The sequence below is a fragment of the Pseudomonas sp. RGM 3321 genome (assembly GCF_022836805.1).
Taxonomy (GTDB): domain Bacteria; phylum Pseudomonadota; class Gammaproteobacteria; order Pseudomonadales; family Pseudomonadaceae; genus Aquipseudomonas.
The window spans coordinates 11,893-29,056 of the sequence record NZ_JALHBH010000117.1 but is presented as its reverse complement, the minus strand read 5'-3'; the positions used below and the strand labels follow the sequence as shown (position 1 = coordinate 29,056).

Below are 17,164 nucleotides of genomic sequence, written 5' to 3'. Positions count from 1 at the left end.
TTGCCATGTCCTTTGCTGTGATTCAGATGGTCAGCCAGAGTGATGTCCAGGCTAATCTGGCCAGTGCTCGCCGGTTGCTGGAGCAGGCAGCCGAAGGCGGCGCGCGGCTCGCGGTGCTGCCCGAAAACTTTGTTGCGATGGGTCGGCGTGACGTAGCCGACATCGGTCGTGCCGAAGCTCATGGGCAAGGGCCAATCCTGCCATGGTTGAAACTGGCCGCTCGCGACCTCAAGTTATGGATTGTTGCCGGAACCTTGCCACTGCCGCCGGATGAGCGACCCGATGGCAAGGTGACGGCGTGTTCGCTGCTGATCGATGAACACGGTGAGCAGGTGGCCCGGTATGACAAGCTGCACCTGTTTGATGTGGATGTCGCTGACAATCGGGGCCGCTACCGTGAATCCGATGACTATGCTCATGGAAACAATGTGGTGGTCGCCGATACACCCGTGGGGCGCGTAGGGCTGACAGTCTGTTACGACCTGCGCTTCCCCGAGCTGTACACCGCGCTGCGGGAGGCTGGTGCTGAGCTGATTACCGCGCCGTCAGCGTTCACTGCGGTAACGGGGGCTGCGCACTGGGATATTTTGATCCGGGCGCGCGCCATCGAAACCCAGTGTTACGTGCTGGCGGCGGCACAGGGCGGGGTCCATCCGGGACCTCGCGAGACTTACGGACACGCGGCCATCGTTGATCCATGGGGCCGCGTACTGGCCGAGCAGGCACAGGGTGAAGCCGTGCTGCTGGCCAAGCGCGACAGTCAAGAACAGGCGTCCATACGGGCGCGGATGCCGGTGTCCAGTCACCGGCGCTTTTTTTCGCAGGACGCCATGCGGCCTGCTTCGGAGTGAATATGAGTGATCTGTCCTCAGTCAGCGAACACCTTCTGGCACCCGGCGGCCTTAGCCTCGACAGCCTGCAATCGGTGCTCGGTGAGCTTGCCGGTCCTGGTATCGACGCGGCCGATCTGTATTTCCAAGGCATGATCTCCGAGTCCTGGTCGCTCGAGGACGGCATCGTCAAGGAAGGCAGTTTCAATCTAGATCAAGGCGTGGGCGTGCGCGCTCAGTCGGGCGAAAAGACCGGTTTCGCTTACAGCAACGCGATCACTGAGGACGCACTGCGCACCGCTGCCCGTGCTGCCCGTTCCATCTCCCGCGCCGGACAGAATGGCCGGGTGCAGGCCTTCACCTCGCAGGACGTGGCCCAGTTGTACGCCCCGGATAATCCCCTGGAAGTGCTGAGCCGCGCCGAGAAGGTCGAACTGCTCAAACGCATTGACGTCGCGACTCGCGCGCTGGACTCGCGTATTCAGCAGGTGTCGGTGAGCATGGCCGGTGTCTGGGAGCGCATTCTGGTGGCCGCCGCCGATGGCAGTCTGGCCGCCGATGTGCGTCCGCTGGTGCGCTTCAACGTCAGTGTCATCGTCGAGCAGAACGGCCGCCGCGAGCGGGGCGGGCATGGCGGTGGCGGGCGTACGGATTACCGTTATTTCCTGACCGATGATCGTGCCATGGGCTACGCGCGCGAAGCGTTGCGTCAGGCGCTGGTCAACCTGGAAGCGATTCCGGCTCCGGCAGGCACATTACCGGTGGTACTGGGTTCCGGCTGGTCCGGCGTGCTGCTGCACGAGGCGGTCGGCCACGGTCTTGAAGGTGACTTCAACCGCAAGGGCAGCTCAGCCTACAGTGGGCGCATGGGCGAGATGGTTGCATCGAAACTTTGCACGATTGTTGACGACGGTACCCTCGCAGGGCGTCGCGGCTCGCTGAGTGTCGATGACGAAGGCACACCAACCGAGTGCACCACACTGATTGAGAACGGCGTGCTCAAGGGCTACATGCAGGACAAGCTCAATGCCCGCTTGATGGGTGTCGCACGCACTGGTAATGGTCGTCGCGAGTCCTATGCGCACCTGCCGATGCCACGCATGACCAATACCTACATGCTGGGCGGGCAGAGCGACCCGCAGGAAATCATCGCCTCGGTCAAGCGCGGTATTTACTGCGCCAATCTGGGTGGCGGTCAGGTGGATATCACCAGCGGCAAGTTCGTCTTTTCGACCAGCGAGGCTTATTTGATCGAGGACGGCAAGATCACTGCGCCGGTCAAGGGTGCGACCTTGATCGGTAACGGGCCGGAAGCCATGAGCAGGGTATCGATGGTGGGCAACGACCTGTCGCTGGACAGCGGCGTGGGGACGTGCGGGAAGGATGGCCAGTCGCTGCCGGTCGGTGTGGGTCAGCCGACGCTGAAAATCGATGCGATCACAGTGGGTGGCACGGGTAGCTGAAAGTGAGTCGGGGCTGGCCGCTTGCTGTTGCCGGCCCCGCGGTTGAAATCAACGCAAACCGCGTTGAAGTTCGTCCAGCTCACGGATGTATTTGAAGATTTTGCGGCTGGTGGCCGGCGGTTTGTTACGTGCGACTTCGTGTTGCGCCTGACGAATCAGCGAGCGCAGCTGCTGACGGTCGGCATCGGGGTATTCGACAACGAATTTCTCGAGGTCGGCGTCATCACCCGCGATCAGGCGATCACGCCAGCGCTCCAGATTGTGAAAACGTTCGTTGTATTGGCGAGTGGAGGCATCGAGTTGGTCCAGCAACACCAGAATGGCTTCCTGGTCCTGATCGCGCATCAGCTTGCCAATGAACAGAATATGCCGCTTTCGCGCGATGTTCGCCGTGTGCTTGGGCGCTTCGGCCAGGGCCTTGCGCAAAGCGTCGGTCAGCGGCAGCTTGGCCAGCACATCGGCTTTGAGTGTTGTCAGTCGCTCGCCGAGGTCGACCAGAGCATGCAGCTCTCGTTTGACCTGGGTTTTGCTTTTCTCCCCGTCGAGGGAGTCGTCGTAAGAATCAACCATGGGGGCAGTCCGCAAAGAAACGCCGCCATGATAACCAGTCGTGGGCCGCTTGTCCGGCCCGGTCGGTATTCGGCCTGTGCTGAAAGAAGAATTTGATGGAGAAAGTCATGAGTGCAACCCAAAGCGTCGGTCCGCAAGCCTTGCCCGAACTGCAGGAGCAGGTCGAGCAGATCATCGCCGAAGCCCGGCGTCAGGGCGCCAGCGCCTGCGAAGTCGCAGTGTCGGTGGATCGGGGGCTGTCGACATCGGTCCGTCAGCGTGAAGTTGAAACCGTCGAGTTCAACCGCGATCAGGGTTTCGGTATCACCCTGTATGTCGGGCAGCGCAAAGGCTCGGCCAGCACCTCGGCCACGGGTGCCGATGCCATTCGCGAAACCGTCGCCGCAGCACTGGCGATTGCCGAGCACACCTCCGAAGACGAAAGCTCCGGGCTGGCTGATGCTGCGCTGATGGCCAAAGAAGTCATGGATTTCGACCTTTATCACTCCTGGGACATAACGCCCGAGCAGGCCATCGAGAAAGCGCTGATCTGCGAAGCCGCGGCCTTCGACGCCGACAGCCGGATCAAGAACGCCGACGGCACCACCCTCAATACCCATCAGGGCTGCCGTGTGTATGGCAATAGCAATGGCTTCATTGGCGGTTACGCATCAACGCGGCACAGCCTCAGTTGCGTGATGATTGCCGAGGGTGAAGGCCAGATGCAGCGTGATTACTGGTACGACGTCAATCGCCAGGGCGAGTTGCTGGCAGACGCCCAGAGCATTGGTCGCAAGGCTGCGTTGCGTGCGGCGAGCCGCCTGGGTGCGCGTCCTGTGCCGACCTGTGAAGTGCCGGTGCTGTTTGCTGCTGAATTGGCAGGTGGTCTGTTCGGCAGCTTTCTCGGTGCCATTTCCGGTGGCAACCTGTACCGTAAATCGTCATTTCTGGAAGGTGCCCTGGGTCAGCGGCTGTTCCCTGAGTGGATGACCATTGATGAGCGTCCGCACTTGAAGCACGCAATGGGCAGTTCTGCGTTCGACAGTGATGGTCTGGCGACGTTTGCCAAGCCGTTCGTCGAAGGCGGCGATCTGGTTTCCTATGTGCTTAGCACTTATTCCGGCCGCAAGCTGGGCATGCCGAGCACCGCCAATGCGGGCGGGGTGCATAACCTGTTCGTCACCCATGGTTCGGAAGATCAGGCCGCGCTGATTCGACGTATGGGCCGTGGCTTGCTGGTGACCGAATTGATGGGCAGCGGACTGAACATGGTCACCGGCGACTATTCGCGGGGCGCAGCAGGTTTCTGGGTCGAGAACGGTGAGATACAATTCCCGGTTCAGGAAGTGACCATTGCCGGCAACATGCGTGACATGTTCAAGCAGATCGTCGCCGTTGGCAGCGATCTTGAACTGCGCAGCAACATCCGTACCGGCTCGGTGCTGATCGAGCGTATGACCGTAGCGGGTAGCTGAGCCAGGCGACGCTTCGCTGGTCCGCGATACCAGGTTTTGTAGGAGCGGACTCGTCCGCGAACTGCCGGGAACCGGCAGCAAAACCAGGCGCCTCGGTGCACCAGATACAGCCAAGGTGGCCTGTTTTAGGGCCGCTTTGCAGGCCTTCGCGGACAAGTCCGCTCCGACGCCCTCCGGGCCGAAGCAGCCCTTCGCTTGTCCAGGATATCCAGGTTTTGTAGGAGCGGACTCGTCCGCGAACTGCCGGGAACCGGCAGCAAAGCGGGCATCTCAGCACCTGTGTATGACGCACTCGCTCAAGATCACGCTTGTAATGATTCTTTATATCATTTAATAATGAATATCATTATTAAGATGAGCTGCGGTCATGGGGTCTGTTCTGCACGAACTGTCTTATCTGGAAAACTGGCGTGGATTGAGTCTGCGGATTCGTTGCGCCCTTGAGCCCGACGAGCCTCGGCTGATCGAGCATTACCTCGCCGAAGGGCGCTATCTGGCGCGTTTTACCGCCACGCCCCAGCCCATGATTGCCGAAACCACTTTCCGTCTTTTGATAGACACCGCACGCGATACGGCATTGCCGTGGCACTGGCGCTGCCTGTGTCTGGATCAGGCTTGGCGTCCGCTGCGTGATTTACAGGCAATCGCCTCCACGCCTGCGCGGCGTCAGCGCTGGCAAGCCTGTGTTCATCAACTGGCGACCTGCGTGCTACAGCCCTCGATTTCCCTCTCTGAACTGGTGCAAGGACATTGCGATGAGTAATACCCGTATCGAACGCGACAGCATGGGCCAGCTACAGGTCCCGGCCGAGGCCCTTTACGGCGCGCAGACTCAGCGTGCGGTGCAAAACTTTCCGATCAGCCATCAACGTATGCCCCGGCAATTCATTCGCGCCCTGTTGCTGGCCAAGGCGGCCGCAGCGCAGGCGAACCTGGAGCTGGAGCAGATCAGCGAGGGGCAGAGCGGGGCGATTGTCAGTGCCGTGAAGGACCTGCTGGCCAGTGACTACATGGCGCATTTTCCGGTCGATATCTTTCAGACCGGTTCCGGCACCAGTACCAACATGAACGCCAATGAGGTGATCGCCACACTGGCCACGCGCGTGCTGGGCGAAGAGGTCAACCCCAATGACCACGTCAACTGCGGGCAGAGCAGCAATGACATCATCCCGACCACGATTCATGTGAGCGCTGCACTGGCCCTGCACGAACAACTGCTGCCTGCGCTGGCCCATCTGGTGCAAGTGACTGAACACAAAGCCGAGCAGGTTCATGCCTTCGTCAAGACCGGCCGTACGCATCTGATGGACGCCATGCCCGTGCGCATGAGCCAGGTGCTCAACGGCTGGTCACAGCAGATTCGCGCCAACGTCGAGCATCTGCAAGGTCTCCAGCCGAGCCTGCAGTCACTGGCACAGGGCGGCACCGCAGTCGGTACCGGGATCAACGCGCATCCTGAGTTTTCGGTTCGTTTCGGTCGTCAGTTGAGCACGTTGACCGGTGTGCAATTCGCGCCCGGCAAGAACCTGTTCGCGTTGATCGGTTCGCAGGACACCGCGGTCGCGGTATCCGGCCAGCTCAAAGCCACGGCGGTGTCGCTGATGAAAATTGCCAACGACCTGCGCTGGATGAATTCGGGGCCACTGGCAGGGCTGGGTGAGATCGAGCTGGAGGCGTTGCAGCCGGGCTCATCGATTATGCCGGGCAAGGTCAACCCGGTCATTCCGGAAGCCACCGCCATGGTCGCCGCGCAAGTGATCGGCAACGACGCGACGATTACCGTGGCGGGGCAGTCCGGCAACTTCGAGCTTAACGTGATGCTGCCGATCATCGCCCAGAACCTGCTCAGCAGCATCGAACTGCTGGCCAACTCCAGTCGGCTGCTGGCTGACAAGGCGATTGCGAGCTTCAAGGTCAATGAATCCAAGCTCAAGGAAGCACTTTCGCGTAATCCGATTCTGGTGACGGCCCTCAACCCGATCATTGGCTATCAGAAAGCCGCCGAAATTGCCAAGACCGCTTACAAGCAGGGCCGCCCGGTCATTGACGTCGCCCTTGAGCACACCGATTTGCAACGCAGCGAACTGGAAGCGCTGCTCAACCCAGAAAAACTCACCGCTGGCGGTATTTGATTCCAGCCAGCCAACGTCCCCTGGAGGTATGACCATGCAGCATTGGAAACGCACCATCGAGCAGGCCAATCGCTGTTTCAATCTGGGCGAGTGGGTCGAAGCCCGCGAGCTGTACCTTCAGGCGCTGGCGTTGGCGCAAGTGTTGTTCGAGCGTTGGGCGGATGTCGACGAAGCCGTCGCAGCCTGTGTGATTTCTCACCACAACCTGGCTGACCTGCACCTGAGCCTCGGCCAGCCTGAGGAAAGCGCTGAATACCTGTGTGCCATTCATCAACATCTGTTGCGGACCATGCAGGATCAGCGTCTTCCTCCGGCGCTCCGTGAGGCAGCCTTGCGCCACAGCAGCAAAACCTACGCCGAGTTGCTGAGCTTTATCAGTGAACACGGCGAATACCCGCGCACTCATCGGCTGCTGAACAGCAGCAGCGAGCACGCGCGCTCATCGTTGCAGCGCCACTCGGCAGCCACTTCCGGACTTTTCTACGGAGCACATTGAAATGCCTTATACCTTGCCTACACTGCCTTACGCATACGACGCCCTGGAGCCGCACATCGATGCGCAAACCATGGAGATCCATTACACCAAGCATCACCAGACCTACATCAACAACCTTAATGCGGCGGTCGAAGGTACGGAGTTTGCTGACTGGTCCGTCGAGAAACTGGTGGCCAGCATCAAGCAGTTGCCTGAAAACCTGCGTCCGGCGGTCATCAACCAGGGTGGCGGCCACGCCAATCATTCGTTGTTCTGGGAAGTAATGGTGCCAGGCGGGGGCGGTTTGCCAAAAGGCCCTGTCGCCTTGGCCATCGACGAGCAGCTGGGCGGCTACGACAGCTTCAAAGCGGCGTTTACCAAAGCCGCATTGACTCGTTTCGGCAGCGGCTGGGCATGGCTGAGCGTCACCCCTGACAAAAAGCTGGTGGTTGAAAGCAGTGGTAATCAGGACAGCCCGCTGATGAATGGCAATACGCCGATTCTGGGTCTGGACGTATGGGAGCACGCTTACTACCTGCGCTATCAGAACCGTCGCCCCGAATACATCAACGCGTTCTACAACGTGATCAATTGGGATGAAGTGTCTCGACGTTATCAGGCCGCTCTGGTCTGACTCCAGTAACCGGGCCAAGGCAGCTTATGCGCTCAGGAGTATTCGCTATCAACGGTGTGCGGTTGTTGCGGCTCGTCGTAGGCACCGGGCTGCTGTTGGCCGGTATGGCGTTACTGATTGCTCACGGTTTGAGCTGGTTGCAGATGCACTGCTGGTGATCATGGAAGGGGCGTGTTTGAGGGCTTACTCGCCCTCATCAAACCTGTTGTTGATCAGTTCAACCAGGCCATCGAGCGCTTCCTGCTCGAATTCGCCTTCGGTTTTCAGATGGATCTCGGTGCCTTTGCCTGCCGCCAGCATCATCACGGCCATGATGCTTTTACCATCGACCATGGTCTGCTCAGAGCGGCCGACCCTTATCGTGCAAGGGAACTTGCCTGCGACGCCGACGAATTTGGCGGCAGCGCGGGCATGCAGGCCCAATTTGTTGATGATGGTGATTTGACGAGCGGGCATCGCAGTGAAAATCCTTTCAGCTAAGGTCGCGGTGGCGAACCTGAACGTTCTTGAGTGATTGTTGCAAGACCTGGCCGAGCCGTTCGGTCAGGTAGACGGAGCGGTGATGTCCGCCGGTGCAGCCGATGGCAATGGTAACGTAAGAACGGTTGCTGGCTGCAAACCGGGGCAACCATTTGTTCAGATAAGCGAAGATGTCCTGAAACATCTCTTCAACATCGGGCTGCACCGACAGATAGTCGATAACCGGTTGTTCAAGCCCGGAATGGTCGCGCAGTTCAGGCTTCCAGTACGGGTTGGGAAGGCAGCGCACATCGAACACCAGATCTGCGTCGACGGGCATGCCACGCTTGAAACCAAAGGATTCGATCAGAAACGCGGTGCCTGGCTCGGGTTTGTTCAGCAGGCGAAGCTTGAGTGCGTCGCGCAACTGATAGAGGTTCAGGTGGGTGGTGTTGATCTTCAGGTCGGCCAGATCGATGATCGGGCCCAGCAGCGTTGTCTCGTCGCGTATCGCCTCGGCCAGCGAACGATCTGCCGTACTCAAAGGATGGCGACGCCTGGTTTCCGAGAAGCGCTTGAGAAGGGTTGCTTCATCCGCATCCAGGTAAAGCACGTCGCACTGGATGTTGCGTGAGCGGACTTCATCCAGCATTTGCGGAAAGCGGGTCAGGTGACTGGGCAGGTTTCGCGCATCGATGGATACCGCCAGCAAGGGCTCGGCCAGTTCAGTATTGATCAGCGCTCGCTCGGCCAGTTCCGGCAGCAGTCCGGCAGGCAGGTTGTCGACACAGTAAAAACCGTTGTCTTCCAGCACGTCGAGGGCTGTACTTTTACCTGAGCCGGAACGGCCGCTGACGATGATCATGCGCATGTTCAGTTTCCGTTCTGCACGTCCAGCACTACTTGATAAAGCGCTTCAGCACTTTCGGCACCGCGCAGGCGCTTACGCATGTCTTTGTCATCAAGCATGCTGGCGATCTGGCGCAGTAACTCCAGGTGCTCATCGGTAGCAGCTTGCGGGACCAGCAATACGAACAGCAGGTCAACCGGCGCGCCGTCGATGGCGTCGAAATCCACGGGCGTAGCGAGGTGAATGACTGCACTGACAGGCTCGCTGCAGTCAGCAAGGCGACAATGAGGGATGGCAATACCGTTGCCGAAACCGGTCGAACCCAGTTTTTCGCGGGCAACAAGACTTGCGAATACCGTGTCCGAAACCATGCCCGGTACTTCACGACCGATCAGGTTGGCAATTTCTTCGAGTACACGCTTTTTACTGCCACCCGGCACGTTCACAAGCGAGCGGCCGGGGGTCAGGATATTTTCGATTCGGATCATTTAAATGGGCGTTAGCGAGCGGCCGCACCTTTGAGGATGCTTTGCTGCTTTTCCTTATGCTTGAGCAATTGTCGGTCTAGCTTGTCAGTGAGCAGGTCGATTGCAGCATACATGTCGTCATGTTCAGCATTGGCAACGACCTCTCCACCATGGATGTGCAACGTGGCTTCGATCTTCTGCTTGAGCTTTTCGACCGTCATCGTGACCTGCACGTTGGTAATCTTGTCAAAATGCCCCTCGAGCTTCTTGAGCTTGAGCTCAACGTATTCACGAAGGGGTTTGGTCACTTCCAGTTGGTGTCCACTGATGTTGACTTGCATACAGCTTTCTCCTTTGCCAGTGCATAAAGAGACAGGCATGGCGCCTGTCTCTGGGACGCTGTGGCTGGGCCTGCATCACATCAGTCGCTTACGCTCACTGGAAGGCGCTATCCCGAGTGACTCGCGGTACTTGGCGACTGTGCGACGGGCTACTTGAATGCCTTGTGCCTCCAGTAAACCAGCGATCTTGCTATCACTCAACGGCTTTTTCTGATTTTCCGCCGCAACCAGTTTTTTGATGATTGCGCGAATTGCCGTGGACGAGCATTCACCGCCCTCGGAAGTGCTCACATGGCTCGAGAAGAAGTATTTCAGCTCGTAAATGCCGCGTGGCGTGTGCATGAACTTCTGGGTGGTCACGCGCGAGATGGTCGACTCATGCATGCCCACTGCCTCGGCAATGTCGTGCAGGACAAGCGGCTTCATCGCCTCGTCGCCGTACTCAAGAAAGCCGCGCTGATGCTCGACGATCTGGGTGGCGACCTTCATTAGTGTCTCGTTGCGGCTTTGTAGGCTTTTGATGAACCAGCGCGCCTCTTGCAACTGGTTGCGCATGAAGGTGTTGTCTGCGCTGGTATCGGCCCGGCGCACAAAACCCGCGTATTGCGGATTGACGCGCAGGCGCGGTACGGACTCCTGATTGAGCTCAACCAGCCAGCGCTCGTTGTCCTTGCGCACGATTACATCGGGGATGACGTACTCGGCTTCTGTGGATTCGATTTGTGAGCCAGGGCGCGGGTTGAGGCTCTGGACCAGCTCGATGACCTGGCGCAGCTCATCTTCCTTGATCTTCATGCGCCGCATCAACTGGCCGTAGTCGCGGCTTCCCAGCAGGTCGATGTAGTCGGTGACCAGTCGCTGCGCTTCCGTCAGCCAGGGTGTTTTCGCTGGCAACTGGCGCAGTTGCAGCAGCAGGCATTCGCTCAGGTTTCGGGCACCGATGCCTGCCGGTTCAAACTGCTGGATGCGGTGCAGTACGGCTTCGATTTCGTCGAGCTCGATGTCCAGCTCGGGATCGAAAGACTCGAGAATTTCATCGAGGGTTTCGTCCAGATAGCCCTGGTTGTTGATGCAGTCGATCAGCGTGACAGCCACCAGGCGGTCCTTGTCGGACATCGGGGCGACGTTCAACTGCCACAGCAGGTGGCTTTGCAGACTCTCGCCTGCAGACGTGCGTGTGGTGAAGTCCCACTCGTCATCATCGTTGCTTGGCAGGCTGCTGGCGCTGGTCTGGTAAATGTCTTCCCAGGCGGTATCGACAGGCAGCTCATTGGGAATGCGCTCGCTCCATTCGCCATCTTCAAGGTTATCCACAGTAGGCGCGGATTCCTGATAGGTCGGCTCTTGAACGTCGGGATTGGGCTTTTGTTCGATGTTGTCGGCAAGCGGGTCGGAGTTGTCGAAGTCGTCGCCTTCTTCCTGCCGTTCCAGCATGGGGTTCGACTCCAGCGCCTCCTGGATCTCCTGCTGGAGGTCCAGTGTGGAAAGCTGGAGTAAGCGGATTGCCTGTTGCAGCTGCGGTGTCATCGTCAGCTGCTGGCCCATTCTCAAGACTAGCGATGGTTTCATGGCAGGGGCTAAACACCTTATTCGCCGGCGCGCATGCGCCATCTACTACAGGCGCCGAGGCGCCAACTTAAGCAAATTATATGCCTGAAACCTGTGCCTTTGCCTAGAGTGATATGACAAATAAAATATTGTCAACACACTGCACTGGCATCAATCGGCCGCCAAGCGCAAAGGGCAGTCGATTAAAGGCGGAATTCGTGGCCGAGGTAGACCTCTTTCACCAGTTGATTCGCCAGAATGGTCTCGGAATCGCCCTCTGCGATCAGCTGTCCATCGTTGACGATGTAGGCAGTTTCGCAGATGTCCAGCGTTTCACGGACGTTGTGGTCGGTGATCAGTACGCCGATACCCTTGGCCTTGAGATGGTGAATGATCTGCTTGATATCACCCACTGAAATAGGGTCTACGCCTGCGAACGGTTCATCCAGCAGGATGAATTTCGGCGCAGTGGCCAAGGCGCGAGCAATTTCCACACGGCGGCGCTCGCCACCCGACAGGCTCATGCCCAGGTTGTCGCGAATGTGGGTGATGTGAAACTCCTGCAAGAGGCTTTCGAGCTCCTTGCGGCGTGCTCCGGCATCGAGTTCGTTGCGGGTCTCGAGAATCGCCATGATGTTGTCTGACACTGACAGCTTGCGGAAAATCGAGGCTTCCTGCGGCAGGTAGCCGATGCCGGCTCGGGCGCGACCGTGCATGGGTTGATGGCTGACATCCAGATCGTCAATCAGCACGCGACCCTGATCAGCCTGGACCAGACCTACGATCATGTAAAAGCAGGTAGTCTTGCCGGCACCGTTGGGGCCCAGCAGCCCGACGATCTGGCCGCTGTCGATGGAAATGCTCACATCGCGCACTACCTGCCGGCTTTTGTAGCTTTTAGCCAGATGCTGGGCTTTGAGCGTCGCCATTTACTGGGCCTTCTGAGGTTGGTCGGTTTTCTTTTTCGGCTGGATGACCATGTCGATACGCGGACGTGGTGTTGTCACCTTGGCACCGCCATTGGCCCGACCGGCGCTGACGACCTGTCTGACCGTGTCATAGACGATTTTCTCGCCTTCGGAAGTGTTGCCATCATTGATGACCTTGGCCTTGTCGATGAGGACGATACGGTCCTGCCCGGCGTAGTACTGAATAGTGACGGCATAGGCCTGCACGATCGGTTTGTCTACGGCAGGCTTCTGCTCGTAATAAGCCAGATTGCCGACAGAGGTGAACACATCCACTTCACCCTGGGCATTACGCGTGATCGTCACAGTGTTACCGGTGATCTTCATCGAGCCCTGGGTGATGATGACGTTGCCCTTGTAGGTTGCTACGCCTTTCTTGTCATCAAGCTGAGCATCGTCAGACTGGATGTGGATCGGCTGATCGCGGTCGGTTGGCAGGGACCAGGCGCTCGCGCTTCCCAGTGCTGCGCCCAGGCCGAGCAATAAAGGAAGAGTTTTAACGAGCCTCATACTGTCCTCTTACGTTGGACAGCAGGTCCATCCTGCTGTCTTTCAAATATGCTTTCATTCCCTTGGCCGTGGTTACACCGCCGGCACCGTCGATTCTAACGTCTTGCTCGGTCTGCGCATATTGCTTCTGAGGGAATACGGTCATTCGACTGGTAGTGATAATAGTCGTACGTTGTTTTTCATCGGTACGCTCGACACGAACGGAATCGATCAGCTCGACCTGATCGCCGCCGGACGAAACCTCGCCTTTCTTGCTCTGTACATGCCATGGAAACTCGCCACCGCGGTACATGTGCAGGTCGGGCGTGGTCAACAGGGTCACGTCAGTTGCTTTCACGTGCTCGACCTTGTCGGAGGTCATGTCGTACTGGAGCGTGCCATCGGGCAGGTACTGCACGCTGTGCGCATTGATTGCATAGTAGTCGATGACCGTGTCGTCAACGGTCGATACCGGCTGATCCATAAAGCTTTCCGGGCTTATATTCCAGTAACCGACCGCTGCCAGCAGCAGCGCCAGTACCCCGAGCAGCAGGAACTTGCGAATTTTTTTAGTGAACATAATGGCTTCTATAAATAGACGGAGTGAGCCGCTTCAAGGTTGCCTTGTGCACTCAGAATCAGTTCGCAGAATTCGCGTGCCGCACCTTCGCCGCCCCGCGCCCTGGTTATTCCGTGTGCATGCTCGCGTACAAAACTCGCGGCATTGGCAACCGCCATGCCCAGACCGACGCGCCTGATGACTGGCAAGTCTGGCAGATCATCACCCAGATAGGCGACTTGTTCATAACCAAGCTGGAGTTCTGCGAGCAGTTTGTCCAGTACAACCAACTTGTCTTCACGTCCCTGAAACAGGTGTTCTATGCCCAGGCTCTTTGCCCGGCGCTCGACTATCGCAGTCTTGCGGCCGCTGATAATGGCTGTTGTGATGCCTGAGGCTATCAGCATTTTTATGCCTTGACCGTCGAGGGTGTTGAATGTCTTGATCTCGCTGCCATCTTCCATGAAATAAAGGCGGCCGTCGGTCAGTACGCCATCGACATCGAAAACGGCCAGCTTGATAGCCTTGCCGCGCTGCATGAGGTCCTGGGTCATCGTTTCGGTTTCCATTACATGACGCCTGCGCGCAAAAGATCCTGCAAGTTGAACGCGCCAACCGGCCGGTCGTACTGGTCTACGACAACAAGCGCACTGATTTTGTTGTCCTCCATGATTTTCAGCGCTTCGGCGGCCAGCATTTCTGCATGGGCCGTCTTGCCGTGAAGGGTCATGACTTCATCGATGATGGTCTGGCGAATATCGACAGGGCGGTCCAGTGTTCTGCGCAAATCGCCGTCGGTGAAGATACCGGCCAGTGTGCCGTCAGCTTCGACAATCGCGGTCATGCCCAGGCCCTTGCGGGTCATTTCCAGCAGCGCATCCCTGAGCAGGGTGCCGCGTTGAACGCTGGGCAGTGCGTCGCCGGAGTGCATGACATTCTCGACCTTGAGCAGCAGACGACGACCCAGCGCGCCGCCCGGATGGGAGAATGCAAAGTCTTCAGCGGTGAAGCCCCGTGCGTCCAGCAGCGCCACGGCCAGGGCATCGCCCATGACCAGTGCTGCGGTGGTCGAAGAGGTCGGTGCCAGATTGAGCGGGCAGGCCTCGTGCACGACGTGGGCGTTGAGATTGATATCGGCAGCCTTGGCCAGAATGGATTCGGGGTCGCCGGTCAGGCTGATCATCTTTATGCCCAGGCGCTTGATCAACGGCAGCAGGGTCACGATCTCGTTGGTGCTGCCGGAGTTTGACAGGGCCAGGATGATGTCATCGCGTGTGATCATGCCCATGTCGCCATGACTGGCTTCAGCTGGATGCACGAAAAAAGAGGTAGTGCCGGTACTCGCCAGCGTGGCGGCGATCTTGTTGCCGATGTGCCCGGACTTGCCCATGCCGACCACTACGACTCGCCCTTTGCTGGCGAGGATCATTTCGCACGCGCGCACAAAATCGCCGTCAAGACGTTCAAGCAAGCCTTGTATGGCTTCTATCTCAAGGCGAATGGTGCGTTGCGCCGATTGGATCAGGTCACTGGATTGGTTCATGTCTGGAAAGGGTCAGCCTGCTGAAAGGCGGCGATTATAGCGGTAATGAACGATTCCCTCACGTCTGATCGTCGTTGTGTTGTTTTTAAACGAATTTCCTACGCGCTTGAGGGTCTGTATCCACGCCTGATGCCACAACATTGTGGTACAGAATAATACAACGATTACCTGAACCGCTCGGTTCTCTTCTTGGGGGCGGGTGGCGGCGGTGGTATAGTTCGCGGCCTGTTCGGCGCGCCTGGACAGCTGGTCGGCCTCCAAGAACCGACGGCTGAGGGCGGAGGCTGTATCGCAAGGAGTTTAGATGAGTCCTGATGACGCCTATGCGGTCGAGTTGAAAGGTGTGTCTTTCAAACGCGGTACGCGCAGCATTTTCAATAACGTTGATATTCGTATTCCGCGGGGCAAGGTCACCGGGATCATGGGGCCGTCCGGTTGTGGCAAGACTACCTTGCTGCGCTTGATGGGGGCTCAGTTGCGTCCGAGCGAAGGGCAGGTGTGGGTCAATGGTCAGAACCTGCCTGAGCTGTCGCGCAGTGATCTGTTCGATGCTCGCAAGCAGATGGGCGTGTTGTTTCAGAGCGGAGCACTGTTTACCGATCTGGATGTTTTCGAAAACGTCGCTTTTCCCTTGCGCGTGCACACTGAACTGCCGGAAGAAATGATCCGCGACATCGTGCTGCTCAAGCTTCAGGCTGTGGGCCTGCGCGGTGCGGTCGAACTGATGCCCGACGAACTGTCGGGTGGCATGAAGCGTCGTGTCGCGCTGGCCCGCGCTATCGCTCTCGATCCGCAGATTCTCATGTATGACGAGCCCTTTGTCGGGCAGGACCCGATTGCGATGGGCGTGCTCGTACGCCTGATCCGCTTGCTCAACGACGCATTGGGCATTACCAGTATCGTGGTGTCCCATGACCTCAGCGAGACAGCGAGCATTGCCGACTATCTCTATGTAGTGGGCGACGGGCAGGTGCTGGGGCAGGGCACGCCTGAGGAACTGATGTCCTCGGACAATCCACGCATTCGTCAATTCATGACCGGCGAGCCTGATGGCCCTGTACCGTTCCACTATCCGGCGCCGGATTTTCGCGAAGATCTATTGGGGAAGCGCTGATGCGCAATAAGTCACTGATGGACCGGGTACGCCTGTTGGGGCGTTCGGCCATTGATATTGTTACTGTTCTGGGTCGTTCCGGTCTGTTTCTGGTAAACGCCCTGCTTGGCCGCGGCGGCGCAGGCAGCAGTTTTCAACTGCTGGTAAGGCAGCTGTATTCGGTCGGTGTCATGTCGCTGGTCATCATTGTGGTGTCCGGCATGTTCATCGGCATGGTGCTGGCGCTGCAGGGCTTCAGCATTCTGACCAAATACGGGTCCGAACAGGCGGTCGGCCAGATGGTCGCCCTGACCCTGCTGCGTGAGCTGGGCCCTGTGGTTACAGCCCTGCTGTTCGCCGGGCGTGCAGGTTCTGCGCTGACCGCCGAGATCGGCAACATGAAATCCACCGAGCAGTTGTCGAGCCTTGAGATGATCGGTGTCGATCCACTCAAGTACATCGTTGCGCCACGCCTATGGGCAGGTTTCATCTCGCTGCCGATTCTGGCGATGATTTTCAGTGTGGTCGGTATCTGGGGTGCTTCCTGGGTAGCGATCGATTGGCTGGGCGTCTATGACGGTTCTTTCTGGTCGAACATGCAGAACAGCGTTTCTTTCACGAACGATGTGCTCAATGGGGTGATCAAAAGCGTCGTATTTGCCTTCGTCGTGACGTGGATTGCCGTTTTCCAGGGGTACGATTGCGATCCTACTTCCGAGGGGATCAGCCGCGCGACGACCAGAACCGTCGTTTACGCCTCGTTGGCCGTGCTGGGACTGGACTTTATTTTGACCGCCTTGATGTTTGGAGATTTCTGATGCAAAACCGCGCCATCGAAACCGGAGTCGGTCTGTTCCTGCTGGCCGGGATACTGGCTCTGCTCCTGCTGGCCCTGCGAGTCAGTGGTCTGAGCACCAGTGCGAGCACCGACACCTATAAACTTTATGCCTACTTCGACAATATTGCCGGTTTGACTGTCAGAGCCAAGGTAAGCATGGCTGGCGTCACAATCGGCAAGGTGACGGCGATCGATCTGGATCACGACACCTTCACCGGTCGCGTCACGCTGGAGATACAGAAGAAGGTCGATAACCTGCCTTCCGACTCCACGGCGTCGATCCTGACTGCTGGCCTGCTGGGTGAGAAGTACATTGGTCTCAGCGTCGGTGGCGATGACAAGCTGCTCAAAGACGGTGCAACCATTCATGACACGCAGTCGTCGCTTGTGCTGGAAGACCTGATCGGGAAATTCCTGCTCAATACCGTAAGCAAAGACGCCAAGTAAGCCA

Annotated in this window: 21 protein-coding genes; 10 read left to right on the top strand and 11 right to left on the bottom strand. The window is 58.2% G+C overall.

All coding sequences use genetic code 11. From position 1 onward, the window contains the following. The first annotated feature begins 5 nt into the window (after positions 1-5). Both RGM3321_RS20320 and tldD read left to right on the top strand, forming a co-directional pair. Positions 6-851, top strand: coding sequence for a carbon-nitrogen hydrolase family protein (locus tag RGM3321_RS20320; RefSeq protein WP_244394590.1), 846 nt, complete (start codon positions 6-8; stop codon positions 849-851). Between the two features lie 2 nt (positions 852-853). Continuing rightward, the gene (tldD, locus tag RGM3321_RS20315; protein ID WP_002555101.1) at positions 854-2,293 is read left to right on the top strand and encodes a metalloprotease TldD; all 1,440 of its coding nucleotides are present in this window, start codon (positions 854-856) and stop codon (positions 2,291-2,293) included. Between the two features lie 48 nt (positions 2,294-2,341). Here tldD and yjgA read toward each other — a convergent pair whose 3' ends face one another. Beyond that, entirely contained in the window at positions 2,342-2,863 is a 522-nt protein-coding gene (gene yjgA / locus RGM3321_RS20310) for a ribosome biogenesis factor YjgA (protein ID WP_003364101.1), read from the bottom strand. A gap of 107 nt (positions 2,864-2,970) precedes the next feature. Between yjgA and pmbA the strand changes: the two genes are divergently transcribed. The 5 genes from pmbA (at position 2,971) to RGM3321_RS20285 (ending at position 7,558) form a co-directional block, all read left to right on the top strand. Beyond that, entirely contained in the window at positions 2,971-4,317 is a 1,347-nt protein-coding gene (pmbA, locus tag RGM3321_RS20305) for a metalloprotease PmbA (RefSeq protein ID WP_244394589.1), read from the top strand. Between the two features lie 367 nt (positions 4,318-4,684). After that, complete coding sequence (locus RGM3321_RS20300; RefSeq protein ID WP_005744985.1) at positions 4,685-5,080, top strand: hypothetical protein; 396 nt, start codon at positions 4,685-4,687, stop codon at positions 5,078-5,080. After that, the gene (locus tag RGM3321_RS20295) at positions 5,073-6,449 is read left to right on the top strand and encodes a class II fumarate hydratase (protein ID WP_244394588.1); all 1,377 of its coding nucleotides are present in this window, start codon (positions 5,073-5,075) and stop codon (positions 6,447-6,449) included. The genes RGM3321_RS20300 and RGM3321_RS20295 overlap by 8 nt, the downstream gene beginning before the upstream one ends. Before the next feature lie 34 nt (positions 6,450-6,483). Beyond that, the gene (locus RGM3321_RS20290) at positions 6,484-6,945 is read left to right on the top strand and encodes a DUF2753 domain-containing protein (RefSeq protein ID WP_244394587.1); all 462 of its coding nucleotides are present in this window, start codon (positions 6,484-6,486) and stop codon (positions 6,943-6,945) included. Between the two features lies 1 nt (position 6,946). Next, positions 6,947-7,558, top strand: coding sequence for a superoxide dismutase (locus RGM3321_RS20285; protein ID WP_244394586.1), 612 nt, complete (start codon positions 6,947-6,949; stop codon positions 7,556-7,558). Positions 7,559-7,741: 183 nt separating this feature from the next. Here the strand turns inward: RGM3321_RS20285 and RGM3321_RS20280 are convergent, their stop codons facing one another. The 10 genes from RGM3321_RS20280 to RGM3321_RS20235 form a co-directional block, all read right to left on the bottom strand. Then, positions 7,742-8,014, bottom strand: a complete 273-nt coding sequence (locus tag RGM3321_RS20280) for an HPr family phosphocarrier protein (protein WP_244394585.1) — start codon at positions 8,012-8,014, stop codon at positions 7,742-7,744. Between the two features lie 16 nt (positions 8,015-8,030). Beyond that, the gene (rapZ, locus tag RGM3321_RS20275; protein WP_002555093.1) at positions 8,031-8,888 is read right to left on the bottom strand and encodes an RNase adapter RapZ; all 858 of its coding nucleotides are present in this window, start codon (positions 8,886-8,888) and stop codon (positions 8,031-8,033) included. A gap of 2 nt (positions 8,889-8,890) precedes the next feature. Next, entirely contained in the window at positions 8,891-9,355 is a 465-nt protein-coding gene (ptsN, locus tag RGM3321_RS20270) for a PTS IIA-like nitrogen regulatory protein PtsN (protein WP_244394584.1), read from the bottom strand. An 11-nt stretch (positions 9,356-9,366) separates the two neighbouring features. Continuing rightward, entirely contained in the window at positions 9,367-9,675 is a 309-nt protein-coding gene (gene raiA, locus RGM3321_RS20265; protein ID WP_002555091.1) for a ribosome-associated translation inhibitor RaiA, read from the bottom strand. A 75-nt stretch (positions 9,676-9,750) separates the two neighbouring features. Continuing rightward, positions 9,751-11,244, bottom strand: a complete 1,494-nt coding sequence (locus RGM3321_RS20260) for an RNA polymerase factor sigma-54 (protein ID WP_244394583.1) — start codon at positions 11,242-11,244, stop codon at positions 9,751-9,753. A gap of 182 nt (positions 11,245-11,426) precedes the next feature. After that, positions 11,427-12,152: an LPS export ABC transporter ATP-binding protein gene (gene lptB, locus RGM3321_RS20255; RefSeq protein WP_244394582.1), complete on the bottom strand. Its 726-nt coding sequence runs from the start codon at positions 12,150-12,152 to the stop codon at positions 11,427-11,429. Then, positions 12,153-12,701 (bottom strand): lipopolysaccharide transport periplasmic protein LptA, encoded by a 549-nt coding sequence (gene lptA / locus RGM3321_RS20250; RefSeq protein ID WP_002555088.1) that lies wholly within the window; start codon positions 12,699-12,701, stop codon positions 12,153-12,155. Continuing rightward, positions 12,688-13,260, bottom strand: a complete 573-nt coding sequence (lptC, locus tag RGM3321_RS20245; RefSeq protein ID WP_002555087.1) for an LPS export ABC transporter periplasmic protein LptC — start codon at positions 13,258-13,260, stop codon at positions 12,688-12,690. The genes lptA and lptC overlap by 14 nt, the downstream gene beginning before the upstream one ends. 8 nt (positions 13,261-13,268) lie before the next feature. Beyond that, positions 13,269-13,808 carry an HAD family hydrolase gene (locus RGM3321_RS20240; protein WP_244394581.1) on the bottom strand — a complete coding sequence of 180 codons (540 nt, stop codon included), beginning with the start codon at positions 13,806-13,808 and terminating at the stop codon, positions 13,269-13,271. Then, positions 13,808-14,782 (bottom strand): KpsF/GutQ family sugar-phosphate isomerase, encoded by a 975-nt coding sequence (locus RGM3321_RS20235; RefSeq protein WP_122259132.1) that lies wholly within the window; start codon positions 14,780-14,782, stop codon positions 13,808-13,810. Before RGM3321_RS20235 ends, RGM3321_RS20240 begins: the two co-directional genes overlap by 1 nt. Before the next feature lie 304 nt (positions 14,783-15,086). Between RGM3321_RS20235 and RGM3321_RS20230 the strand changes: the two genes are divergently transcribed. From RGM3321_RS20230 to mlaD, 3 genes are read left to right on the top strand one after another with little or no spacing between them, the layout of a single operon-like run. Then, complete coding sequence (locus RGM3321_RS20230) at positions 15,087-15,896, top strand: ATP-binding cassette domain-containing protein (protein WP_004656592.1); 810 nt, start codon at positions 15,087-15,089, stop codon at positions 15,894-15,896. Continuing rightward, positions 15,896-16,693, top strand: coding sequence for a lipid asymmetry maintenance ABC transporter permease subunit MlaE (mlaE, locus tag RGM3321_RS20225; RefSeq protein ID WP_244394580.1), 798 nt, complete (start codon positions 15,896-15,898; stop codon positions 16,691-16,693). The genes RGM3321_RS20230 and mlaE overlap by 1 nt, the downstream gene beginning before the upstream one ends. Then, on the top strand, positions 16,693-17,160 hold the full coding sequence (mlaD, locus tag RGM3321_RS20220) for an outer membrane lipid asymmetry maintenance protein MlaD (protein WP_002555082.1): 468 nt from the start codon (positions 16,693-16,695) through the stop codon (positions 17,158-17,160). The genes mlaE and mlaD overlap by 1 nt, the downstream gene beginning before the upstream one ends. The last annotated feature ends 4 nt before the right edge of the window (positions 17,161-17,164 follow it).

What these genes read in the sequence shown, in the direction of transcription:
- RGM3321_RS20320 (WP_244394590.1), top strand. Translation starts at nt 6, where the DNA reads ATGTCCTTTGCTGTGATTCAGATGGTCAGCCAGAGTGATGTCCAGGCT.
- tldD (WP_002555101.1), top strand. Translation starts at nt 854, where the DNA reads ATGAGTGATCTGTCCTCAGTCAGCGAACACCTTCTGGCACCCGGCGGC.
- yjgA (WP_003364101.1), bottom strand. Translation starts at nt 2,863, where the DNA reads ATGGTTGATTCTTACGACGACTCCCTCGACGGGGAGAAAAGCAAAACC.
- pmbA (WP_244394589.1), top strand. Translation starts at nt 2,971, where the DNA reads ATGAGTGCAACCCAAAGCGTCGGTCCGCAAGCCTTGCCCGAACTGCAG.
- RGM3321_RS20300 (WP_005744985.1), top strand. Translation starts at nt 4,685, where the DNA reads ATGGGGTCTGTTCTGCACGAACTGTCTTATCTGGAAAACTGGCGTGGA.
- RGM3321_RS20295 (WP_244394588.1), top strand. Translation starts at nt 5,073, where the DNA reads ATGAGTAATACCCGTATCGAACGCGACAGCATGGGCCAGCTACAGGTC.
- RGM3321_RS20290 (WP_244394587.1), top strand. Translation starts at nt 6,484, where the DNA reads ATGCAGCATTGGAAACGCACCATCGAGCAGGCCAATCGCTGTTTCAAT.
- RGM3321_RS20285 (WP_244394586.1), top strand. Translation starts at nt 6,947, where the DNA reads ATGCCTTATACCTTGCCTACACTGCCTTACGCATACGACGCCCTGGAG.
- RGM3321_RS20280 (WP_244394585.1), bottom strand. Translation starts at nt 8,014, where the DNA reads ATGCCCGCTCGTCAAATCACCATCATCAACAAATTGGGCCTGCATGCC.
- rapZ (WP_002555093.1), bottom strand. Translation starts at nt 8,888, where the DNA reads ATGCGCATGATCATCGTCAGCGGCCGTTCCGGCTCAGGTAAAAGTACA.
- ptsN (WP_244394584.1), bottom strand. Translation starts at nt 9,355, where the DNA reads ATGATCCGAATCGAAAATATCCTGACCCCCGGCCGCTCGCTTGTGAAC.
- raiA (WP_002555091.1), bottom strand. Translation starts at nt 9,675, where the DNA reads ATGCAAGTCAACATCAGTGGACACCAACTGGAAGTGACCAAACCCCTT.
- RGM3321_RS20260 (WP_244394583.1), bottom strand. Translation starts at nt 11,244, where the DNA reads ATGAAACCATCGCTAGTCTTGAGAATGGGCCAGCAGCTGACGATGACA.
- lptB (WP_244394582.1), bottom strand. Translation starts at nt 12,152, where the DNA reads ATGGCGACGCTCAAAGCCCAGCATCTGGCTAAAAGCTACAAAAGCCGG.
- lptA (WP_002555088.1), bottom strand. Translation starts at nt 12,701, where the DNA reads ATGAGGCTCGTTAAAACTCTTCCTTTATTGCTCGGCCTGGGCGCAGCA.
- lptC (WP_002555087.1), bottom strand. Translation starts at nt 13,260, where the DNA reads ATGTTCACTAAAAAAATTCGCAAGTTCCTGCTGCTCGGGGTACTGGCG.
- RGM3321_RS20240 (WP_244394581.1), bottom strand. Translation starts at nt 13,808, where the DNA reads ATGGAAACCGAAACGATGACCCAGGACCTCATGCAGCGCGGCAAGGCT.
- RGM3321_RS20235 (WP_122259132.1), bottom strand. Translation starts at nt 14,782, where the DNA reads ATGAACCAATCCAGTGACCTGATCCAATCGGCGCAACGCACCATTCGC.
- RGM3321_RS20230 (WP_004656592.1), top strand. Translation starts at nt 15,087, where the DNA reads ATGAGTCCTGATGACGCCTATGCGGTCGAGTTGAAAGGTGTGTCTTTC.
- mlaE (WP_244394580.1), top strand. Translation starts at nt 15,896, where the DNA reads ATGCGCAATAAGTCACTGATGGACCGGGTACGCCTGTTGGGGCGTTCG.
- mlaD (WP_002555082.1), top strand. Translation starts at nt 16,693, where the DNA reads ATGCAAAACCGCGCCATCGAAACCGGAGTCGGTCTGTTCCTGCTGGCC.